Source organism: Pseudoalteromonas sp. FUC4 (assembly GCF_008370255.1).
In the GTDB taxonomy this organism is placed as follows: domain Bacteria; phylum Pseudomonadota; class Gammaproteobacteria; order Enterobacterales; family Alteromonadaceae; genus Pseudoalteromonas.
The window spans coordinates 347,043-369,518 of sequence record NZ_SEUI01000001.1 but is presented as its reverse complement, the minus strand read 5'-3'; the positions used below and the strand labels follow the sequence as shown (position 1 = coordinate 369,518).

18 protein-coding genes are annotated in these 22,476 nt (G+C 38.2%); 4 read left to right on the top strand and 14 right to left on the bottom strand.

Annotation, left to right across the window (positions count from 1 at the left end; translation table 11 throughout):
• Positions 1–15: 15 nt before the first annotated feature.
• The 8 genes from EU510_RS01685 to pyrC form a co-directional block, all read right to left on the bottom strand.
• Complete coding sequence (locus tag EU510_RS01685) at positions 16–1,275, bottom strand: tetratricopeptide repeat protein (protein WP_149591979.1); 1,260 nt, start codon at positions 1,273–1,275, stop codon at positions 16–18.
• An 11-nt stretch (positions 1,276–1,286) separates the two neighbouring features.
• Positions 1,287–1,904, bottom strand: a complete 618-nt coding sequence (locus tag EU510_RS01680) for an energy transducer TonB (protein WP_007583869.1) — start codon at positions 1,902–1,904, stop codon at positions 1,287–1,289.
• The gene (locus EU510_RS01675; protein ID WP_002961710.1) at positions 1,904–2,308 is read right to left on the bottom strand and encodes an ExbD/TolR family protein; all 405 of its coding nucleotides are present in this window, start codon (positions 2,306–2,308) and stop codon (positions 1,904–1,906) included. The genes EU510_RS01680 and EU510_RS01675 overlap by 1 nt, the downstream gene beginning before the upstream one ends.
• Positions 2,309–2,322: 14 nt before the next feature.
• Positions 2,323–2,847 (bottom strand): MotA/TolQ/ExbB proton channel family protein, encoded by a 525-nt coding sequence (locus EU510_RS01670; RefSeq protein ID WP_002961709.1) that lies wholly within the window; start codon positions 2,845–2,847, stop codon positions 2,323–2,325.
• Positions 2,847–4,211, bottom strand: a complete 1,365-nt coding sequence (locus tag EU510_RS01665; protein WP_149591978.1) for a MotA/TolQ/ExbB proton channel family protein — start codon at positions 4,209–4,211, stop codon at positions 2,847–2,849. Before EU510_RS01665 ends, EU510_RS01670 begins: the two co-directional genes overlap by 1 nt.
• A gap of 6 nt (positions 4,212–4,217) precedes the next feature.
• Positions 4,218–4,988: a DUF3450 domain-containing protein gene (locus EU510_RS01660; protein WP_024590812.1), complete on the bottom strand. Its 771-nt coding sequence runs from the start codon at positions 4,986–4,988 to the stop codon at positions 4,218–4,220.
• A gap of 1,230 nt (positions 4,989–6,218) precedes the next feature.
• A complete protein-coding gene (locus EU510_RS01655) occupies positions 6,219–6,422 on the bottom strand; it encodes a cold-shock protein (RefSeq protein WP_002961702.1) in 204 nt (67 codons plus the stop codon).
• Between the two features lie 442 nt (positions 6,423–6,864).
• Complete coding sequence (pyrC, locus tag EU510_RS01650) at positions 6,865–7,917, bottom strand: dihydroorotase (RefSeq protein ID WP_149591977.1); 1,053 nt, start codon at positions 7,915–7,917, stop codon at positions 6,865–6,867.
• A 294-nt stretch (positions 7,918–8,211) separates the two neighbouring features.
• On the opposite strand from pyrC, the gene EU510_RS01645 reads away from it, so the two are divergent.
• The 3 genes from EU510_RS01645 (at position 8,212) to EU510_RS01635 (ending at position 12,902) form a co-directional block, all read left to right on the top strand.
• Entirely contained in the window at positions 8,212–10,581 is a 2,370-nt protein-coding gene (locus EU510_RS01645; protein ID WP_149591976.1) for an EAL domain-containing protein, read from the top strand.
• Between the two features lie 614 nt (positions 10,582–11,195).
• On the top strand, positions 11,196–12,083 hold the full coding sequence (locus EU510_RS01640) for a LysR family transcriptional regulator (RefSeq protein WP_002961689.1): 888 nt from the start codon (positions 11,196–11,198) through the stop codon (positions 12,081–12,083).
• A gap of 54 nt (positions 12,084–12,137) precedes the next feature.
• Positions 12,138–12,902, top strand: coding sequence for a YdcF family protein (locus tag EU510_RS01635; RefSeq protein WP_149591975.1), 765 nt, complete (start codon positions 12,138–12,140; stop codon positions 12,900–12,902).
• 80 nt (positions 12,903–12,982) lie between these two features.
• On the opposite strand, the gene EU510_RS01630 is transcribed toward EU510_RS01635, so the two are convergent.
• Positions 12,983–13,735, bottom strand: a complete 753-nt coding sequence (locus EU510_RS01630) for a Nif3-like dinuclear metal center hexameric protein (RefSeq protein WP_024598325.1) — start codon at positions 13,733–13,735, stop codon at positions 12,983–12,985.
• A gap of 150 nt (positions 13,736–13,885) precedes the next feature.
• On the opposite strand from EU510_RS01630, the gene EU510_RS01625 reads away from it, so the two are divergent.
• Positions 13,886–14,227 carry a hypothetical protein gene (locus EU510_RS01625; RefSeq protein WP_002961684.1) on the top strand — a complete coding sequence of 114 codons (342 nt, stop codon included), beginning with the start codon at positions 13,886–13,888 and terminating at the stop codon, positions 14,225–14,227.
• A gap of 138 nt (positions 14,228–14,365) precedes the next feature.
• Here the strand turns inward: EU510_RS01625 and EU510_RS01620 are convergent, their stop codons facing one another.
• The 5 genes from EU510_RS01620 to EU510_RS01600 form a co-directional block, all read right to left on the bottom strand.
• The gene (locus EU510_RS01620) at positions 14,366–17,545 is read right to left on the bottom strand and encodes an amidohydrolase family protein (RefSeq protein ID WP_149591974.1); all 3,180 of its coding nucleotides are present in this window, start codon (positions 17,543–17,545) and stop codon (positions 14,366–14,368) included.
• A 105-nt stretch (positions 17,546–17,650) separates the two neighbouring features.
• Positions 17,651–18,475, bottom strand: coding sequence for a M90 family metallopeptidase (locus tag EU510_RS01615; RefSeq protein ID WP_149591973.1), 825 nt, complete (start codon positions 18,473–18,475; stop codon positions 17,651–17,653).
• Positions 18,476–18,651: 176 nt separating this feature from the next.
• Complete coding sequence (locus tag EU510_RS01610; protein WP_149592675.1) at positions 18,652–19,290, bottom strand: chloramphenicol acetyltransferase; 639 nt, start codon at positions 19,288–19,290, stop codon at positions 18,652–18,654.
• A gap of 185 nt (positions 19,291–19,475) precedes the next feature.
• Entirely contained in the window at positions 19,476–20,516 is a 1,041-nt protein-coding gene (locus tag EU510_RS01605) for a Leu/Phe/Val dehydrogenase (RefSeq protein ID WP_149591972.1), read from the bottom strand.
• A gap of 430 nt (positions 20,517–20,946) precedes the next feature.
• The gene (locus tag EU510_RS01600) at positions 20,947–22,473 is read right to left on the bottom strand and encodes a fumarate hydratase (protein ID WP_007375888.1); all 1,527 of its coding nucleotides are present in this window, start codon (positions 22,471–22,473) and stop codon (positions 20,947–20,949) included.
• Positions 22,474–22,476: the final 3 nt, after the last annotated feature.

Below are 22,476 nucleotides of genomic sequence, written 5' to 3'. Positions count from 1 at the left end.
ATTAGCTAATTAAAATTAAATTTTAACACCGTTGCGAGCGGCTTTATCTTTAATATATGTAGACCAACCTTTTGCAAACTTGCGTGTGCGAGGGTCATCCATAGCTTTAGTAATTGCAGCATATGCTTGCTTATACTTACCTTGATAGTAATACGCTTCAGCTAAATCTGAGTAAATAGTACCCTTTTTATCAGAGCCAAGCTCTAATGCTTTGTTCAAACGAACAACAGCGGCACTAAATTTCTCAGATTGTAAAAGTAACGAACCAGCTTTACGGTAAAGTTCAGCGTCGTCATCAAATTTAGCCGCTTCTTCGTAGTATTTAGCAGCTTTTTCTAAATCTTTAGAGCGATGGTAGTTACTAGCAATCGCGCTAACATTCTGCTTTGTACGTTTTACTTTTTCTGCTTTAACGGCCTTTTCTAGCGTTACCGCTGCTCTAAAAGGGATCTCGTTTAAAGAGTAAAAGTTAGATAAGACTTTATACTCAACTTCATTTTCAAAGTAACCATTCTTGTAAGCAACTTCCATCGTTGCCAGGCCTTTAGAATAATCCTCGGTTTGTAGGTAATACTTACCTAAGCTAACCCAAGCTTTTTTATCATCAGGCCATACACGAACAATTTCTTCGCCAATTTTAACCATGTTTGCATAATCTTTAAGTTCAAAGTATGCACCCAGTTTTAATTGGTAAGGACCTTTATTAGGTTCTTTTTGAAGTTTTATTGCCTTATCTGCTGGTTCAAAAACATCACGATATTGCTCTAACTGATAGTTAGCTTGAGCAATACGTGTATAAACCGTAGGATCTTCTTGGCCAGTGAAGTCCATCCAAGCTAGATACGCTTTTTTGGCTTCTTTGTACTTTTCAGTACCGGCGTATAAATCACCTAACAGTTTTAGAGTTTGTTCTTGATCAGCAAAGTTTAAAACATCAGGGGCAACTGCTTGTTTAGAATATTTAATTGCTTCGTCATACTTTTCTTTTTGAGCGTACATGCTACCTAAGTAACGATTTACGGTCGCTTTATCAAAGTCGTTCGAAGGTTCAATCTCTCTAAGCAAAACAATTGCTTCATCAACTTTTTCTTCGTTGTACAAATCAAATGCTTTAATTACTTTTTTACCAGTACGCTCGCCCATGATTTTAGTTTTTGCTTTCTTACGCTCTTCAATCTTTGCGTAATCTGGCGCCGCTAAAACAGATGCACTTAAAGTAGCACCAGTCACAGACATAAGAATTGCAAGAGCAGTTACTTTAGAAAAATTTCTCATTACTCGCCTCCTTAGTTGCCTTGGTTAAGTTTAAAGTCTAATTGAACTTGTAAACCTGGTTGTTTTTGTGGTTTTCCGTCAATGATCTTAGGACGGTACTTCCACTTACGCAGTGCACGCTTAGCTTCACGGTCAAAGATACGTTTTGGATCTGCGTCAATTACTTCAACGTCAGTTACTCCACCTAACTCATCAATTGTGAACGAAAGTTGTACCCAACCTTCTTTGCCATCACGTGCTGCTTGCGTTGGATATTTTGGTTCTATACGAACGATAGGTGTCGCATCACCATCTCGTCCAAATGCACCAGGACCACTTAGTCCACCAGCTGAACTACCAACATCAATGCTACCCATGTTAAATGACATAGCACCAGGATTTGGATTATTATTTTCCGGCTGTGGCGGCTGCGGTTTAGGCGGCTGCTTTGGCGGTGGCGGAGGAGGAGGCGGTACACGCTTCCTCTCCTGCACCTTAGATTCAGGCGGATTCGTCATTATTTCGACTATGATCTGCTCTTTTTGTTCCGTATTACGGTCAGCCCCACCAGAGATGAGGAATGCCATGAAGTAGAACAAGCCGAAAGTAACTGCCCCACCTGCAATCAGTGAAAACAGAAAACGAATCATTACTGATCTCCAGCTATTGAAATTCTCAGGTTATCACCCGTCGCTTTAATCTGGTCCATAACTTTAACCACTACGCCATGTTTTGCTTCTTTGTCAGCCTGCAAAATTACAACTTCAGTAGGTTGTTCTGCTAATAAACTTTCGATTTTTGCTGAAATACGTTCAACATCAACCTGCTGTTTATCAATCCAGATCTCGCCGTTACTACGAATAGCAATAAAAATGTTAGCATTTTTTTGCTTAGTAGCTTGAGCCGCTTTAGGTTTATTGACCTCGATACCAGCCTCTTTAACGAACGATGTAGTTACGATAAAGAAAATAAGCATGATAAATACGATGTCAAGCATTGGCGTCATATCAACCGCTGCTTCTTCTTCTTCACGAAAACGTTGTTTACGTGCCATATTTAATTCTCTCTCTAGTGATGAGGCATACTATCAATAAGTTTGGCTTTCACCATTTTAGCTTTTGTCTCAAGACGTGAGCTAAAAAATACTCCAGATAGTGCCGCAACCATTCCAGCCATTGTTGGGATTGTTGCCATTGAAATACCTGATGCCATTAAACGTGCGTTACCCGTACCCTGGTTGGCCATGGTTTCAAAAACCGAGATCATACCAGTAACAGTACCGAGTAAACCTATTAAAGGACAAACAGCTACCAATGTCTTAATCAACAACATACGCTGATCTAATTTTTCAGACGCTTCAGAAATCCATGCTTCACGGATTCTGTGTGCGTACCAAGACGTAGTGTCTTGGCGGGCATCCCACTTTGCTACAATTTCTTTCGCTGTGCGAGGAAACTCTGCAAGTAGAAACCAATAGCGCTCAATCATTAAAACCCACATCAGAAAGAGTGCTATCGCGACCACGTATAAAACCTGGCCGCCTGTGCCAACAAAATCCCTGATAGATTCCCATATCTCCATCAGGACTAGCATTAGGCTTTCTCCTTCTCCGCGTGAGTAGCAACGATACCCGCGCTTTGCTCATCAAGGATGTGTAATACCGACTTACTACGACCAGCTACTAGAGCATGAAGTAGAATTAGTGGTAATGCAGCAATTAGACCTAGCGCTGTAGTTACAAGTGCTAGAGAGATGTTACCTGCCATGATCTTCGGATCACCCGTACCGAACAATGTGATTGTTTGGAACGTTAAGATCATACCGATTACTGTACCTAGTAGACCTAGTAACGGTGCGATTGCAGCAAGAATCTTAATTATATTGATACCAGCTTCGATGCGTGGCGTTTCACGTAGAATCGCTTCATCAAGTTTAAGCTCAAGGTTTTCAACATCTTGGTTCTTGTTGTCATGGTACACTTTAAGAATACGACCCAGTGGGTTATTTGTATTCGGTGTAGCAACATTTTTAAGTTGGCTCTTAATCTTACCTGTAGTAAGTGTAAGGTCAACAAAACGAATTAGAGTAATTAGCATACCTAAAGCTAGTAAAGCTGTAATGATATAACCAACTACGCCACCTTGATGGAAGTATTCCATAAGTGTCGCTTTTTGAGTGTTGATACGTAAGATAGCGCCACGAGTCGGATCGATATAAACACCAGCGTAGTTATCTGGTGATGTATTTTCAAGAGCCGTGATACCGTCTAAGATATAACCGTCTGGTTGCTTACCTAGAGGCTGAATAGACTTAGTTTCTGGTGAATAAATTAAGTAACCATCGTCTGTAACTAAGTTAAAGTTACCGATACGCGTTACTTTCTTCATTGACGGGTTGCCGTCAAGACCAGCAACTTCAGTTTCAAAAGTTGAAACTTTAGCTGATTCAGTCATTTCTGTTTGAAGTGAAATCCAAAGTTCTTCAAGTTCACGAACAGTTGGAAGTTCTTTAGCCGCAGCTAATGAACGTAAGATTTCAGCACGGCCTGGTTTCTCAGCACTAACTAGTGATGCTTCGATAGAACCAATAGCGTCTTGGGCTGCACGACGTACAACACCAAACATCTCACCTAAAGTACCTTGGGCACTTTGAAGAGCTGCTTCCTTTTCTGCTAACGTATTTTCATTTTGAGCATATTGCTTAGTTAAGCGTTCACCACGAGACTTCTCAGAAGCAAGTTGGCTTTTAGCTTTATTAAGTAATGCTTGTTTGTCAGCACGTTCTGATAAGAACTCTTGTTCACGTTTCTTATCGATTTTACCTTCAGAGATACGCTCTTGCTTTACTTGCTCAAGAATTTTATCAAGAGCTCCAGTATTTGCATGTGCATTTAACGCGGTACCTGCAGAAACAGTTAGTACTGCGGCAACAGCAAAACCTTTAAATAGTTTCTTCATTATTGATTACTCCGCGCCAAAGATAGGTAGTTTAACAAGTTCTAATGTCGCTTGCTTACGCGCCATACGAATAACTTCTTTAACAGGTTTTAGGTATTCTTCACCTAATTCTTTCCACTGTTTAGTGTTGTTATCCCACACCCAAGCATGTTTCAAGTCAAAAGACTGAGCAACGTAAGTGATACGACCTAACTGACCGATATCAACGTTAATGCTCTTGCCATCAACTTCTAATGTACCTTGTGAAGCAGATACAAGAGAGCTGTATGCTGTTTCAATAGTGTAAGCTTCAAGTACTTGACGGAATTTTTCAGACGTCGTTACAGACGCAGAAACCATGATTTCACGTAGTCTTTCAACACGTCCTAAACGCGTTTCTAGATTAAATGGAACGTCCGCTTTGATGAATTGCTCAAGCGTATCGATCATGCGATACATCAAAGGCACAACGTTTTGTTTAGTGTTATCAATAGTCGCGATTTGACGATCAAACGATTCAATTGAAGCGTTTTGGCTATCAACCAAGCGCGACACGTGATCGTTATACACTTTCATAAGTTCAGTCTCATCAACAACGCTACGGTACTCAGCGATTAGCTCCTGAGTTTGACCATATACATTGTCAATTTTAGTTTGAGACTTAACCGCAGCCTTTTGAATTTGTTGACCTGCTTTTTGCACGTCATTCAAAGGATCTGCAATCACATTGCTGCTTGCAAATGCAAATGCGCCAACCAACGCAGTTGCTACAAGACTCTTTCTGATTTTAACAGACATAGTTCCCAACCAATTAAGTAATGTTACTTTTATAATTTAATTATCCTCCGAGGAGAACAACCCTGATATCTTTTAATAGATATCAACCTTCCAATAATGCTAAATGCAATTAGCGCTGTCAACTTGATGTTTACTAATCGCAGTAAATAAATAGCTAAGTTGGTGCTTAAACAAAAGTACCAGCGCACAAACGTTAACATTATTGCAACCAAGCTTTCTCTTAATATTTCTATTAAAGCCTTTTAATGGGTGTATTTATTCGCATTACACTGACATAAAACAACATTATTGCAACATTTAGCTAAGCCTGAATTCGCACTGAAAAAAAACGAAAAAAAATACAGATAGATATAACAAAAGTTATTTTTTAGACGATTTCGACACATTTTATCTCTTCGCTAACACTTCATCTGAGAAAACAAACCGTTTGCCGCACAAAAAAACAACACTAGATTACCTTAAATACTGCAAACACTCACTTTATGGGTTCATTCACAAAGATTTTTTTGAAATGTATTTCCCATAAATAGTAATAATAATCTTAATAATGAGTTCACTTAAGCAAGCCCAAACCAGCCAATCACTCTCGATAATGAGGCTAGCTTTATTTAGCGCTTTAAATTAGTTTTTAACTCTCTTAAATTTATCTAAATTAGACTATTCAAAAAAGTCGCTCTACTGTACAAAAATATACCGAGAATGAGCCTTAGTTCTAATCATCTAACACAGTAGAAGCCTATAAAAGCAATCCCTCATTTCTAGTTGTACCAATCTGCTTAAATTGATCTCATATATAATATCAACCCGCAATAGACTTATACCAACCTGCATAAATTTTTGATCAATTTAACGAATTAAATTGCACTATAACGTCGTTAAAAATTTTTATTTAGAACAACTAGATACAAAAATTTTTGCCTAGTTCTAGCGTAATTTTCTTAACGTTTAATAGACCCCATATATAAGCAGATTGGTATAATTTGATACTAGTTTAATAAACTATAGAAAATGATTTAACAGCGTTAGAGGGTGGCGAAGTTATTGAATTATTCAAGGAATAAATACTTTGGAAGATCACGTTAAAATAAGAAATTTACGTAGATATGGGGAGATAGTTTTGAATTTAAAATTAAGGTATTTCTGGGTGATGAAGAAAGGATATGTTGAAAGAGGAATTATGGTGAAACAGAAAACTGCTTCACCAAGATGAACTAGAGTTCACATAATAAATTATGCTGCTTCTACGTTCTCAGCTTCAGGGCCTTTTTGACCTTGTTTGATGCTGAATGTCACTGCTTGACCTTCGCTAAGAGTGCGAAAACCAGAACCAGTGATTGCGCTGAAATGTACAAACACGTCAGGACCATTTTCTTGTTCAATGAAACCAAAGCCTTTAGCTTCGTTGAAAAACTTTACTTTACCAGTAACCGACATACTAAATTTTCCTGTAAGTCAATAATTAAAATTCAGCCATATTATTATGGCAATATCCTCCCTGAGTCAATGCTCAAAAATATGGAGGTACAGTACAGGAACAAGTAATAACCTAACCGGTAACCTTAAACGCAGCACAATATCCGTAAATTCAATACATAAAAACTCAAAGCAAGGTTAGATTAACACATTATATTTTTTTTCGCTCTATTAATTATAAATTATTTCTTAAAAATATAAATTTGTTTTAGATCGCCTTTAACTGACTAATTTACAAGCAGAAACTATAAAGTATTATTGTAATATATATTGCTATAAGCGTATGAAAAASCCCCCTACAACCGCCACATTACCCAAATTACACTCCTATAATACCAATAACACAAACAAAAAAGCCGCATTAAAAATTTATGCGGCTTTTAGTTTGAATATAAATTATTAACTATTTAACAAACCAATCAATAGTATCTTCAGCTTTTATAGGTACAACCTCAGAATCGCCTAAAGTGTAGCTTGCAGGTACTTCCCATGGTTTTCTTTCTAATGTAACTGTATCGGTATTACGCGGCAACTCATAAAAGTCAGGGCCAAAGTGGCTTGCAAACCCTTCAAGCATATCCAAAGCTCCTGCATCCTCAAATGCTTCAGCATATAATTCAATAGCGGCATGAGCCGTGTATGCACCAGCACACCCACAAGCTGCTTCTTTTTTATCTTTATAATGTGGTGCAGAGTCAGTCCCTAAGAAGAATTTTTTATTTCCACTTATTGCTGCAGCCATTAATGCTTGCTGGTGAATGTTACGCTTGAGGATTGGCAAACAGTAATAATGTGGGCGAATTCCACCCGCTAACATATGATTGCGGTTGTAAAGCAAATGATGCGCTGTAATTGTTGCCGCTACATTGCTAGGTGCATTAACTACAAACTCTACAGCATCTTTAGTCGTAATATGCTCGAGTACAATTTTAAGCTCAGGAAAGTCATTTACTACATCACCTAGAACAGTCTCTAAAAAAACTTTTTCACGGTCAAAAATATCAATAGATGAATCGGTTACTTCTCCATGTACTAGTAACAGCATGCCAACTTCTTGCATTGCTTTTAAAACAGGATAAATATTTTTTACTGACGTAACCCCTGAATCGGAGTTTGTTGTAGCGCCAGCTGGATATAGTTTTGCTGCAACTATTTTGCCCGTTGCTTTTGCTTTTTTTATTTCGTCCGCCGTTGTTTGTTCTGTAAGATATAGCACCATTAAAGGCTCAAAACTACCTTGTGGTTTAGCAGCCATGATTCTTTCTCTGTATGCTAATGCCATATCTGTACAAGTTGCAGGCGGCACTAAATTAGGCATAATTATTGCTCTACCCATATAACGACTAATATCACGTACAGTATCTTTTAATTGATCGCCATCACGTAAATGTACGTGCCAATCATCAGGGCGAGTTATTGTTAATGTTGTTGCTGAGTTTGAAGGTATGCTAGTCATTACTTTGTTCCACGGCTGAATTTATTCGATCATAGGCATATGATGTTTTCGAGTAAAGATTTTATTAAAAAATAATATTTTATATTGATGACACTACCTAGATGTGTAATTAAAGCGCAATGAGTTAACTTAGCTGTATTGCCTTATTGCAATAATTTACAATCGCTTAAAGCTACTTAATCATAACTTTTAATTAAAAATTAAAACCACTCATCGCTTTATTTTGTACAAGAATACGAGATTAGGTTAACTTAAACCTGTATTTAAAAATAAAAAGAATAATATAAATTGCCTATGTCTTACAAAACTGATGCTACTAAAGCACTTGAAATAAAAACAGATCAACTGAGTATTATAAATCAGTTTTCATCTAGCTTATTACAACTCGACACACTCGATGAGCTATTTGAGTACGTTACAACACATGTAGTCAACCGCTTAGGATTTGTTGATTGCGTTATTTACCTTGCAGATCGAGACACTAATACATTAAATCAAGTCGCCTCTATGGGTATTGCTCATGCACGGGATAAATACCAAGCTGGGCGTAAAATAATTCGCTTTAGTGAGGGCATTACGGGTGCAGTTGCAAGTACAAGTAAAGCAGTCATTATTGATGATGTAACTAAAGACAGTCGCTATATTGCAGATAATCGCCCTGCTCAATCAGAACTCTGTGTTCCTCTTATATATAAGGAACAAGTTTTAGGTGTTATCGATTGTGAGCATCCAGTCAAAAATTACTTTACTAATGCTCACCTTGAAATATTAACAACGGTTGCTCATTTACTTAGTGCAAAAATAAACCAAGTAAATACGGTAAATAACTTACAGCAAACAGTTGAGCAGCTTAACAATGCTCAAAAGTTAGAAAATAGCCTATTACAAATAGCTAACCTCACCTACAAAGCCAGTGATTTAGACACTTTTTTTGAAGCACTCCATAACATCATAAACAGCTTACTCCCTGCTGATAACTTCTTTATCGCTTTGTACGATAAACAAGTTGATATTCTTGATCTGGTTTATATAGTTGAAGAAGGGATTCAAAGTCATGCCCATAAAAAAATCTCAAAAGAGCAGCTAAAAGATACGGCTTCTTACTATTTATTAAAATCAGATCGTGTTTTATTACTTAACCAATCACAATATCAGCAACACATTAATGCTGGCGACTTTAAACTTGTTGGTAGGTTATCTCAATCCTGGCTTGGCGTTCCATTTAAAACAAATGAAAGAATAAGTGGTGTAATTGTTGTTCAAAGCTACGATAAAAATTTGCAATATAACGAACACGATAGCGCTCTATTAACCTATGTTAGCCGCCAAATAAGCATGGCAATAGACAGGCAATTAGCCCGTCAAGAGCTAGAGCATAAAGCACTTCATGATGAACTAACAGGCCTTGCTAACCGCTCTTTACTTATTGAGCGGATACAACACGCTATCTTACGTTTATCCCGTGCTAAAAAAAGCACAAGCCATGCACTTTTATATTTAGATTTTGATCGATTTAAAAGTATAAATGACGCTTTAGGCCACGAGGTAGGTGACCACTTTTTAATTAAAATTTGTGAACTCATTAAAAACACCGTCCGTAATACCGATACTTTTGCACGTTTAGGGGGTGACGAATTTGCTATATTCATGGAAAATATCACCCATAAAAATCAGGTCAGTGAAGCATTGAAACGCATACAAATGGCACTTTCTAAACCCTTAAATGTAGATGGTCATTTATTACAAGCTTCAACAAGTATTGGCATAGCTTACAGCGATAATATTGACGATAAAGCCTATATATTATTACAACAAGCTGATGCTGCTATGTACGAAGCTAAGTCGACCGGACGTGGCCAGGTTAAGTTTTTTAATAACATGATGCGTAAAAAACTTAAAACCCATGCCGATATCGAAAACGACTTACAACACGGTATTGAACACAACGAGTTTGAACTTTATTTTCAGCCAATTTTCACAATTACTACCAGTGAAGTTGTAGGCTTTGAAGCACTTGTTCGTTGGCATCACCCTACAAAAGGGTTTGTATCCCCTAATGACTTTATACCGATCGCTGAAACTACAGGGCAAATTATAAATCTTGATTTACATTTACTTGATTTAGCAGCCCAGCATATTTCAAATTGGCATAAACAAGGGCACCGTTTTTTAAAAGTCACCGTTAATGTATCGTCACGACACTTTGCAAGCCTCGATTTTGTAGCGCAAATACATTCCATTTATAATAAATACCAATTACCTCTAGGCTCTTTATGCTTAGAAATTACCGAATCTGGCTTAATAGAAAATCTAGAACTCGCCACTCAAATAATTGAAGGTCTCTCACCTTTAAAAGTAAAATTATGTCTTGATGATTTTGGAACAGGTTATTCGGCACTAGGCTACTTACATCAACTGCCTATTCATATTTTAAAAATAGATAAAAGCTTTATTGACCATCTACAAGATTCCACTAACCCACTTGTTGAAGCCATTTTATCACTTGCACAATCATTAAAGCTTGAAGTTGTTGCTGAAGGAATAGAAACAGTTGATCAATTAACCATTTTACAATCCACCGCGTGCGACTATGGCCAAGGCTTCTTAAAATCAAAACCTGTTACTGCCAAAGAAGCCATATTACTAATTAATAAACCCTTATAAAAAGAGCCAGCGAGTGGGTCGCTGGCTTAGATACTACGCATATACTCACCCATTGGGCTAAACTAAAAGGCAAAACGACTCTAGCTTTTAAACCACAATCTAAATTATGCATTCAACAAACCTCACCTCATACCGTTATCAGCATGGTTAATACTAATCAGCAATAATACTTAATCATTTTGCAGGGCTAAATGTGTTGCTACCGGCGTTAAAAAGTTCTCATTTACGACTGTATGGATGCAGAAGGTAGAGCAATGCATGAACAATTACCGAGAACAAATAAATAGCGAATTTTTTGCCTAGCTATTATCACGTTTTTCCACCCTCAAAATAGATCACTTAATTAAGAAGATTGATATAAAACTCACGCTGAGCTAAAACACACAGCAATCGTTATATTTAAAATACAACATGAAGCAAACTCATCTAAAACTCATCAAACCAGTTTTCAAATGACTTTTATCATTATTAACTCTAATATTTTCACGATTCATAGCGATAAACTGCAATAAAGCGCATAACTTTAGCCATCTAGACGTTGAAACGTTTTTTATATAGGCGTAGTATGTAATTAATCTGAGCTGAACTCACTTTTCCCATGAGAATTTTTAAAGATGATTGGTATTAAACACTTAAAAACCATAGCAACCCTAAAAGAAACAGGATCTTTGGTTAATACAGCACGAGAATTATTTTTAACGCAGTCTGCTTTATCTCATCAAATCAAAGATTTAGAGAATAAATTGGATTGCCAATTATTTGAGCGTAAAACTCAACCAGTCCGCTTTACCCCTCAGGGAATGCTATTACTTGAATTAGCTCACGAAATATTACCAAAAATGGAAGCGACTAAATGTCGTTTAAAAGAAAGTTTAAACCAGCCTATTTCTCAACTACGTTTGAGCGTGGAATGCCATGCATGTTTTCATTGGTTATTACCTACTATTAAAGAATTTAATAACTTTTGGCCTGATATAAAAATTGATTATGAACGTGGCTTTAGTTACGACGCTATTCCTGACTTACTAAGCGATGAACTCGATTTAGTTTTAACGTCTGACATACGCGAACCCGACACATTAGAATACGCGCACCTATTTGATTTTAAATTGAAGCTTATTGTGGCGCCGGATCATGAACTTGCTAAAAAAGCGTATGTAACAGCGCTTGATTTAAAAAATGAAACTATTATTTCATACCCTATCCCGCGTGAACGCCAAGATATATTTAAGCATTTCATTCAAAATGCTCGTTTTGACGGTACGTTAAAAACGGTTGACCAAGGGCTACTTATTTTTCAACTAGTGAGTGCTGGAATGGGCGTTGCTGCTTTGCCCGATTGGCTAGTTACACCTTATGAAAGCCAAGGCTTAATTAAATCAATTCCTTTAGGCGCTCTTGGTCTTACTCGCCCTATGTATTTAGCGATGAAAAAAGACATGAAAGATAACCCTGTATATCGTCATTTTTTAAATACGTGTAAGCTAAATAACGGTCGATAATCATCAATATAATAAGTAATATCGCTGTAATTAACTCTACAGCGTTTAACTCTTATGTTTGTTATTAAAAAAATGATTGGTGGCTTACTTATGCCACTGCCTCTATTTGGTTTATTTGCGTGTCTGATGCTCATACTGGTGTTTAAAGGCCGAAAATCAGCTCTCTTATTATCTACTTTAAGCTTAATTGTGTTGCTTGCATTGAGCACACCCTTTATCGCCAATTTAATTATCCAAAATAATGAACCTGCGTCGCTTGCATTTAATACTTTAAAGCATCCAAAAATAGACAAAATAGTTGTACTAGGTTGCGATATAAACCCAAATTCGGCTTTAAGTTCAAATAATCAATTAGGTAATTGTGCGCTAACGCGCTTAGTAGAAGGTGTAAAACTGGCGAAACACTACCCTAATGCAGAGCTTATAGTTTCAGGCGGGGGTTATAAAAATACAACTAATAGCGGACTTATGTATCAAACGGCAATTAGTTTAGGCGTTAATAAGAGCCGTATTTTCCAAAATCCAAAAGCAATGGATACAGGTGAAGAAGCTAAATTACTGGCATCAAAATTAGTCGACTTTAAAGTTGCACTAGTAACATCTGTACTGCACATGCCCCGTGCCAAAGACTTATTTAATGCTCAAGGTATTGAAGTCATAACCGCAGCCACAGATTATCATAATTTTGCAGCACTGCCGTGGAGCAAGCAGTTTATTCCAAATGCTCATGCCTTACTTGTAGTTACGCAATACAGTCACGAAGTAGTAGGAAATATATGGATAAGTTTGCGCCGCTGGATAGATCCAGAGGCACTGTAACTCATTTCGTCTAACTAACCTGAACTCTAGATAATAAATCTATCTCAAGTAGGGTTCAGGCTAACTAATAGATAGCCTAGTTAAACTGGGTTATCTATATCTATAAATGTCACATCAAAACCATGCTCTTGAGCAAGTAACTCACCTAGTGCTTTTACGCCATAGCGCTCTGTTGCATGATGCCCTGCTGCAAAAAAATCAATGTTTTGCTCACGAGAACTATGAATTGTTTGCTCCGATGCCTCACCCGTTAAATAAGCATCAATACCTTGCTCTGCAGCTAAATCAATATACCCTTGCCCACCACCAGTACACAGTGCAATGGTTTCAATTTTAGCTGAACGTACTAAACTTGTGAGTGGGGTTCGATTTAGCACTTTTGCAATTTTATCTGCAAAATCTTCACCACTTAATGGTGTTTTTAAACGCCCTTTCATTGCTACGCTATTTGAAGTTGGCTCTAGCCCTGTTTCAATTTCAATATCCAATAACTTTGCTAGTTGCGCGTTATTGCCAACTGCTGGATGAATATCGAGTGGTAAGTGATAGCCAAATAAATTAATATCGTGTGCTAATAACGCACCTATACGACGCTTTTTCATTCCTGTTATTGGTTGGGATTCCCCTTTCCAAAAAAATCCATGGTGAACTAAAATAGCATCTGCTTGTTGCTCAATGGCAGCATCTATTAATGCTTGACTTGCGGTTACACCCGTCACAATTTTTTTAATTTCGTTTTTACCTTCAACTTGTAAGCCATTTGGGCAAAAATCTTTAATTAATTGAGGTTTTAAAATGTCATTTAGGAGTTGGTTAAATTCTCTACGTTGCATATAACTTACCTTACTTAGCACTGAATTTTGTGCAAATTTTGGCGTTTATAGGTCTAAAATGGAAGGAAAATCGCAAAAAATTGAAAAACTGTTTTAAAATAGGTATAAATACGGCTTCTTTATCTGTGTTCACAACGTATAGGGTCTCTGATGAGCAAACTAGACAAAACAGAAGTGTTATCTGCCTTTGAAGCAGCGTACGAAACTGCCAATGGTAAAAAACCTGAAATCACAACCAAACCTGGTTGGTACAGCATTGATGGCGGTAAAAATTTACGCCTAGCTGACGTAGCAGAGCTTACTAAAAAATTAAACTCTGGTAAAACAACTAAAACGAAAAAACCAAAAGCAGCTGCTCCTGTTAAAGCACAGAAAAAAGCGCCATTCACTGTTGTTACCGAAAATGAAGAAGGTTACACAGCGGAAGAACTTTGGATTGTAATTTTAGCTCGTAAAGATCATGACTGTCGCTTACCGCGCGGTGTTGTTTAATCAACATTTATGATTTTTAAAAGAAACCGCGTTAAGCGGTTTTTTTATATCCGTTATTTGCCAAAAACATAAAGCTTTATAAATTGTGTAAGGCTAAAAAAGCGGCTATGTAGCCGCTTTAACAAAGTTTAAAATAAATTACAGTTTTTCAAAATAAAGTGGTTCGCGCTCTTCTTTACCCACTTCACTCATTGTCTCAGCATTGAATAATCGACCATTGATCATGGTGTAATCTACTTTATCCGAATCTCGAATGTTTTTAAGCGGATCGCCATCTATAATCATTAAATCAGCCAGTTTTCCCACTTTAAGCGAGCCTACGTTTTTATCAAGCCCTAAATACTTAGCCGGGTCGAGTGTTGAAGCACGTATAGCCTCAAGCGGTGTCATTCCGCCTTGTGCAAACATCCACATCTCCCAGTGTGCACCTAAGCCTTCACGCTGACCGTGAGCACCTAAGTTAACTAGTACACCTAGGTCTTGCAGCTCCGCAGCAACGCGTGCGTTATTAAAGTGATTATAGTGATGATCGGGCGCTTTAATGCGGCGCATAGAGCGTGGTAATAATTGATTTTTTGGCACAAATTTACTTAAACGCGGATGATTCCACACATCAGTTTTATCGTACCAGTAATTTTCACCCCAAATGCCACCATAAGCCACTACAAGTGTTGGTGTGTAACCTACATCACTTTGCGACCATAACTGCTTTATATCGTCATATATGTGCTCTACAGGGATTGAATGCTCAATACCTGTGTGTCCATCTACAATCATACTTAAGTTATGTTGTAATAATGAGCCGCCTTCAGGGACAACCATCATTTCAAGCATCCGGCCTGCTTCAATAACTTGTTGGCGCTGCTCACGGCGTGGCTGGTTATACGATTTAACACTAAACGCCCCTACTTTTTTAAGGCGCTCTAAATGAAACTTTGCATCGTCTAACGAGTCAATATGCGACGTATAACCTGGCATATTTGCGCCATATAGAATAGTACCGGTTGAGAAAATACGCGGGCCAACAATCATGCCTGCCTTTTGCATTTCGCTTGCGGTAAATATTTCAGAGGTATCGTTTGATGGATCGTGAATTGTAGTGACACCCAGCGCTAAACCTGCAAAGTTTTTCCAGTTTTGCTCAGGTATAATTTCGTCACTTGCTTGCGAGCCATGTGCATGAGCATCAACAATACCAGGCATAATAGTTTTACCTGTTACATCAATAACCTCAGCACCTTTAGGGATGCTTATCTCGCTGGCTGAACCAATTGCTTTAATATGCTTGCCATCAGTGATAATTACACCATTTTCAATAACCTTTTCGCCGTCCATAGTTATAATTTTTGCACCAGTAAGCGCAATCATACCTTTAGGCTCTGCCATTTTTTTACTGAAACCGATATTATCGCCACTTTTCACTTTAAAGTCGGCATCTTCGGCTTTGTTAATGGCAAACATCCCTTCAAGGCTTGCATGATAAAGCTCAGGCCCTAATGTCCAGTAAAGTTTGTTGCTCTTAGCATTCCAGCTAATGTTTTCACCAGCACGCACTGATAACTGTTCTATTGGGAATTGACTGTCTTTAGGCCCAATATTAATTGTTTTACCACTTTGAACAAACGGCGTTACAAATACTTTAAATCGCTCAGCAAAAGCGAGGTATTGCCCATCTGGTGAGACTCTAAATTCAGTAGCATGTTCTGACTCATACAATTTGCGAACTTTTTTACTTTCAAGCTCAACTACGCTAAGCGTTGGTTTTGGCCAAGGACTCATAATGAAAACACGATCGTTTGCATCTCCAAATTGAGGCTGATAACCACTTTTTGAAATAAGCTCACTTTTACCGCCTTTTGCGCTTACACTATAAACCCCCGGATTAAGTGACCACTTAGGGTTTAAAATACTCCCCCCCGTGGCTTTTCGATAAACAACCGTTTTACCATTTGGACTAAACGTAGGCTCTACGTACTTACCTGGCTGCGTTGTAATGGTATCACCACGTCCACTGCGCGCAGAAACCACTCTTACAGACCCTTGCTTGTTATCATCCCATGTGGTGTAAACTATTTTTTTACCATCACGAGAGTACTGCGGAAATAATTCGTAATGATCAGTTTGCTTTGTTAAACGCTTAATTTTACCTGACTCTAAATCGCGTTTATAAATGTGCCCAAGTGCTTCAAAAATAGCCGTTTCGCCATCGGGGCTTACTTGCACGTTACGCAGCATTTTTACATCAAACTCATCAGTATCTAAGTTTTGTGTAAAGCGCACCGCTTTTTGAATTTTTTTAGTAGTTTGTACTTTAAAAGGAATGGTTTTAACGGATTTGTCTGCAACATCTAGCTTGTGAATTGTACCACCAGCCCAAAATACCAATTCTTCGTTATCGGGTGTCCATGCAATGGTTGGGTAAACCCCGTGAATAGCCCATGTTTCTTGCATATCACGTTCAAGTTTATCGTAAAGCTTAGTGTGCTCACCACTGGTTAAGTCATATAAATAGAGGCTTGTTTGAAAGTCATCACGCTTTATATACGCCAATTTTTTTCCATCTGGTGATGGTGTAGGCCTAATCGCGCCACCCATCGTATCGATTACTGTTTCAATTTCACCCGTTTCACGGTCGTAGCGCTTAATTTTATAAATACCCGCTACAGAATCTTTTGAGTAATGAAATGTTTTACCCGGTGTTGCATCATGCGAAAAATAAACATAACGACCATCAGGTGAAAACATAGGCTCACCTAAATCTTTTTGATCGTTCTCTCGTTTTGTAAGCTGTACGCCCTTACCACCCGCTTTATGATACAGCCACACTTCACCCGCACCGAGTGAACGACTCGCCGTAAAGTGCTTACGTGCAACTAAGTAGTCGCCATCAGGGCTCCATGCAGGGCTATTTAGCAATCGGAAGGTTTCGTCAGTTACAGCGTGTTGATTTTCGCCATCTAAGTCCATTATCCAAATATTATCGCCGCCACCTTGATCTGACGTAAACGCAATACTTTTGCCGTTAGGACTAAAACGAGGTTGCATTTGCCATGCAATATCAGAGGTGAGCTTTGTAGCTGTACCGCCACTCATTGGCATAGTATAAATATCGCCAAGTAAGTCAAATACCACTGTTTTACCATCTGGGCTTACATCGATATTCATCCATGTACCTTGCTCAACACTTATTGCAGCGTCAACAAATTGCCCTTTAGGTGAATCTACTTGCCATTTTTGCTCTTCTTTTTCAGCAGCATTCACTTGCCCTATCGCTAATGACACTGATAGCGCCAATACTGTATGAAGCATTTTTTTCATGCGTTTCTCGCTTGTTATTGTTGCAGTAAAAACTATTTTACATGATTGCAACAAAAACAAACGCAACTTGCCAGCGTTATATGATAAAGCGCGGTTTATATAGGTTTAATGCCAAACAATAGGGTCAAATTGATAGTAATTAACCAGCATACTGTAAATTTCAGGATCGTAACGGCGCAGCTCCGCAGGCTTTTCAAGAAAGGTTTCGGTTATGACAGCAAAAAACTCAGCTTCATTAGTCGCACCATAGCTGTGAATAACATGCGGCATGCTATAGGCAACATGACTTTTTAACTGAGTAAATGCGCGGCTAAATACTCGGCCCCACTCTTTGTAATCTGCTGAGCTTTTTAAAAGTGGCGTGCCTGTTGTTTTTCCTGTTTCTTGATCGAGTTGATGCGCAAATTCATGAAAAACTAAATTATGTCCATCACTTGGCAAGCGATTACCTTCAAGCACGTCATGCCAGCTTAAAACGAGCGTGCCGCCAGGCCATGACTCGCCTAGTCTTACCGTATTATGGTAACTCACAAGTCCTGCACTATCGCGAGTTGATTGCGGAGCATAATAAGCACTTGGGTATAATAAAATTTCTTTTACATTTCTATATAACGGCCAAGGCTTATTAAGCACTAATACACACGCATCAGCGGCTACAATTAACTTCATTGCAGACGTTAACCTTAAGCCATCACAACCGACGAAGCGTTTTTCATTTAAAAACCACGTTATGTGTCGCTCTAACTTTTCTCTGTCGGCATCGGTCATTTTTTTATAGATGGGCATGCAACGCAGTAAAATATCTTTTTGCTGCGAATTTAAAGCAAAGTCTTTATATTTACTACGCCATAATCGGTTTTGAATTGATGGCCAACGCCAGAAAATCACCACAAAAAGAATTAAAACAACAATTAACAGTCCATTTATCATGGGGATTTCCTGAGCTAAGGTATGGTAAATAAATATGTCCAGCACACGTGTTTTTCAAGCATACAAGGTTATCTATTTGAATATAAAGTAATTTACATCGCATTACTTATAGATTGCTTATAGATTACTTATAAATTGTTTACTGCTTTGCACTGCCGTTACTGATGTGTTTAAAGTTAACCTTTGCAAAAGGTATCAAATGTACCCTGTAATGTGTTTATAAATTTCGCTACGTGCAAACCATCCATTAATGAGTGGTGTACATCGATAGCTAAAGGCATTGTACCTGTGTGTTTATCAAACTGACCAAATACAAATTTAGGAATGCCTAAACTTTCCCCTTCACTAAATGCATGCGAAAACGCACTAAAATTCAGCCACGGCAAAACTGATATATGAATTAAATCTGCCTGCCCTTCTGTTTGGGCAAATGCATCAGAAAATAATGGCTGTTGTTTCGCTTTTTTACTCACGTCACTTGCATGATTTGCAAACTCTTTAAAATCGCTTGTACTATTAAAATAACTAAAAACAAACGTATCGTTTTCAGATAGTTCAACCACACTTGCGCGAACACTGTTAAGTAGCCATGGCTTACTATCTATTATACGTAGCATCATTGAATCGTACTCATGGCACGCTTTTAAGGTGCAATATACATACGCTTGAAAAAAAGAAAATTGATTGGTTTTGCAATAGTCGTAAAGTGCTTGAGCATCTAAACGCACACACACATTAAAATAAGGCTGAGAAAAGTGTTTAAATAATTCAAAGTGTTGCTTTCTAGGCCAATTATCTAAATCGATGGGCTGCATGAGAGAAGTTGAGGGAGTCATAATTTGCCGCACAAAATTAAAAATAAAGTGTACCGCTGTTCAGTAATAATTGCATTAGGGTCTGTTGATCTTTTAAGGTTAAATCTGCAAAACTCAACCCCCCTTAACTTATAGATAAACAAAAGGTGTGCAATTGCACACCTTTATGTAAATTAGAACTTAAATTACAGACCGTTTTTAATGATCTCTTGCGCTAATTCGTCAGCAATTAAATGCGTTGATTTTTGCTCTTTTTCGCTGCGAGCAAAAATTTCAGTTAACGTATTAAAAATACCTTCAACATGTTTATTAGACGCTGCTGCACTGTAACCTTCTGGCGCTGTTTCGTAATAAACATTAATAATACCACCGGCGTTAATTACGTAATCTGGTGCATATAAAATACCTTTTTCACGAATAACTTCACCGTGGCGAGATTCTGCCAGCTGATTATTAGCACAGCCTGCAATAATAGTCGCTTTTAAACGTGGTATCGTTGAATCGTTAACGGTTGCGCCTAATGCACACGGTGCATAAACATCAACATCTAAGTCGTAAATGTCATCAATGCCAACCGCAGTTGCACCAAAATCACTTACTACACGCTCAATGGCAGCTTGGTTAATGTCAGTTACAAACAACTCAGCACCCGCATCATGTAAATGTTTACATAAACCATAAGCAACAGCACCTAAACCTTGAACTGCTACTTTCACACCTGCAAAATTTTGATGACCACGTTGATGCTGTAGCGCTGCTTTAATTCCTAAAAACGTACCGTATGCAGTAAATGGCGATGGGTTACCGCTTTTACCTTCAAGACCGAGTACGTAATTAGTTTCTTTATTCATAATAGCTACATCAGCACATGTGATGTTTACATCTTCTGCTGAGTAATAGCTGCCATTTAATCGCTCTAACTGGCGACCAAATGCACGGAATAATTGCTCAGATTTAATTTCTTTCGCATTACCTATAATTACAGATTTACCGCCACCAAATGGTAAGCGCGCAACTGCATTTTTATAAGTCATGCCCTTTGATAAACGTAGCACGTCGTAAACAGCATCTTCGTCGTTTGCATAGTCCCACATTCTACATCCGCCAACTGCGGGACCTAGGTTGGTATTATGTACAGCAATAATTGCTTTTAAACCCGACTCTTCATCAGAACAAAAAACCACTTGTTCATGGTTATCAAATTCAACTCGATTAAACACAGCCACTTAAAATACTCCGAAATAGTTAACCCGTGAGAGGGTATGCGCGCAGGAAATTGCCGAGACTTTATCACTTCATATACGTGTTCGCTATACTCACAGATGATAAAACCAATGAAAACATTAAGCTTAAATTAAATAACCAAATTAAAACTTTTATATAGATAAAAAATTCACAAAACCGTCATTTGTAAGTTTTAAATACTATAAATATAAGAACCTCACTAACTTACGTTTACGTACACGTAATACAGCGATTGCATGTAAAGTTTAATATACAAGTGCTACTTGCCCGACACGTACTGCTGCCTATAGGTTTTCAGTAAAAAGTGAGCTTTTTCGCAAACTGGTCAGAGCTGTAAACTTACTAATAACTCTATTTAAAAAAACAAAAAAGCGAGCACTAGGCTCGCTTTTTAAAAATACAAAACGTACGTTATTTTAGCTTGCTATCAAGCTCTTCAATTTTAGCTTTCCAGATAGCAGGGCCTTGTGTATGCGCATTGGCGCCTTCACTGTCTACTGCAACAGTCACTGGCATATCTTCTACTTCAAATTCGTAAATAGCTTCCATACCTAAATCTTCAAAAGCTACAACACGCGCTTTTTTAATCGCTTTAGATACTAAGTAAGCTGCACCGCCTACAGCCATTAAATAAACAGATTTATGCTCTTTAATAGACTCAACCGTTGCAGGGCCACGTTCAGCTTTACCAATCATGCCTACAATGCCTGTTTTTTCTAGCATCATATCGGTAAATTTATCCATGCGAGTGGCTGTTGTAGGGCCAGCAGGACCTACTGCTTCATCGCGTACCGCATCCACAGGGCCTACGTAATAAATAAATTTATTATCAAAGTCTACGCCCTCAGGTAAACCTTCACCTGAGTTGATCATATCTTGCAAACGTTTATGCGCTGCATCACGACCTGTTAAAATAGTGCCCGAAAGTAAAACGGTTTCACCCATTTTCCATTCTTGAACATCTTTTTTAGTCAGTGTATTTAAATCAACACGACGTGTGCCTTCACCCACTTCAAATGTTACTTGTGGCCAATCTTCTAGTTTAGGTGCTTTTAAATTAGCAGGGCCAGAACCGTCAAGCGTAAAATGTACATGGCGAGTTGCCGCACAATTTGGGATCATTACTACAGGTTTTGAAGCTGCATGCGTTGGTGCTGTTTTAATTTTAACATCAACAACCGTTGTTAAACCGCCTAAACCTTGTGCGCCAATACCTAATTTATTAGCACGGTCAAAAATTTCTAAACGCAGTTTTTCTTCAGTTGTCTCTGCGCCGCGTTCCATTAATTCATGGATATCAACCGGATCCATTAACGACTCTTTAGCCATTACTGCTGCTTTTTCAGCCGTACCACCAATACCTATTCCTAGCATGCCTGGCGGACACCAACCAGCACCCATTGTTGGTAGTGTTTTTTCTACCCATGCAGCAACATCATCTGATGGGTTTAGCATAACCATTTTACTTTTGTTTTCAGAGCCGCCGCCTTTAGCCGCAACCATTACTTCTACTTTTCCACCCGCTACTAAATCAATATGCACAACCGAAGGCGTATTATCTTTAGTATTTTTACGCGTACCAGCAGGATCTGCAACAATAGATGCACGTAAAGGGTTATCTGGGTTCAAATACGCACGACGAGTACCTTCATCAACCATTTGTTGAACGGTTAAATCTGTTTTATCCCACTTAACATCCATACCTACTTTAACAAAACAGGTAATAATACCGGTGTCTTGGCAAAGTGGACGCTTGCCTTCAGCCGACATGCGTGAGTTAATTAAAATTTGTGCAATGGCGTCTTTAGCCGCTTTACTTTGTTCTTTGTTGTACGCTTTTTCGAGTGCTTGAACAAAATCAAGTGGGTGATAGAACGAAATATATTGCAATGCATCTTCAATGCTATCAATAAAGTCTTGCTGACAAATTGTACTCATAGT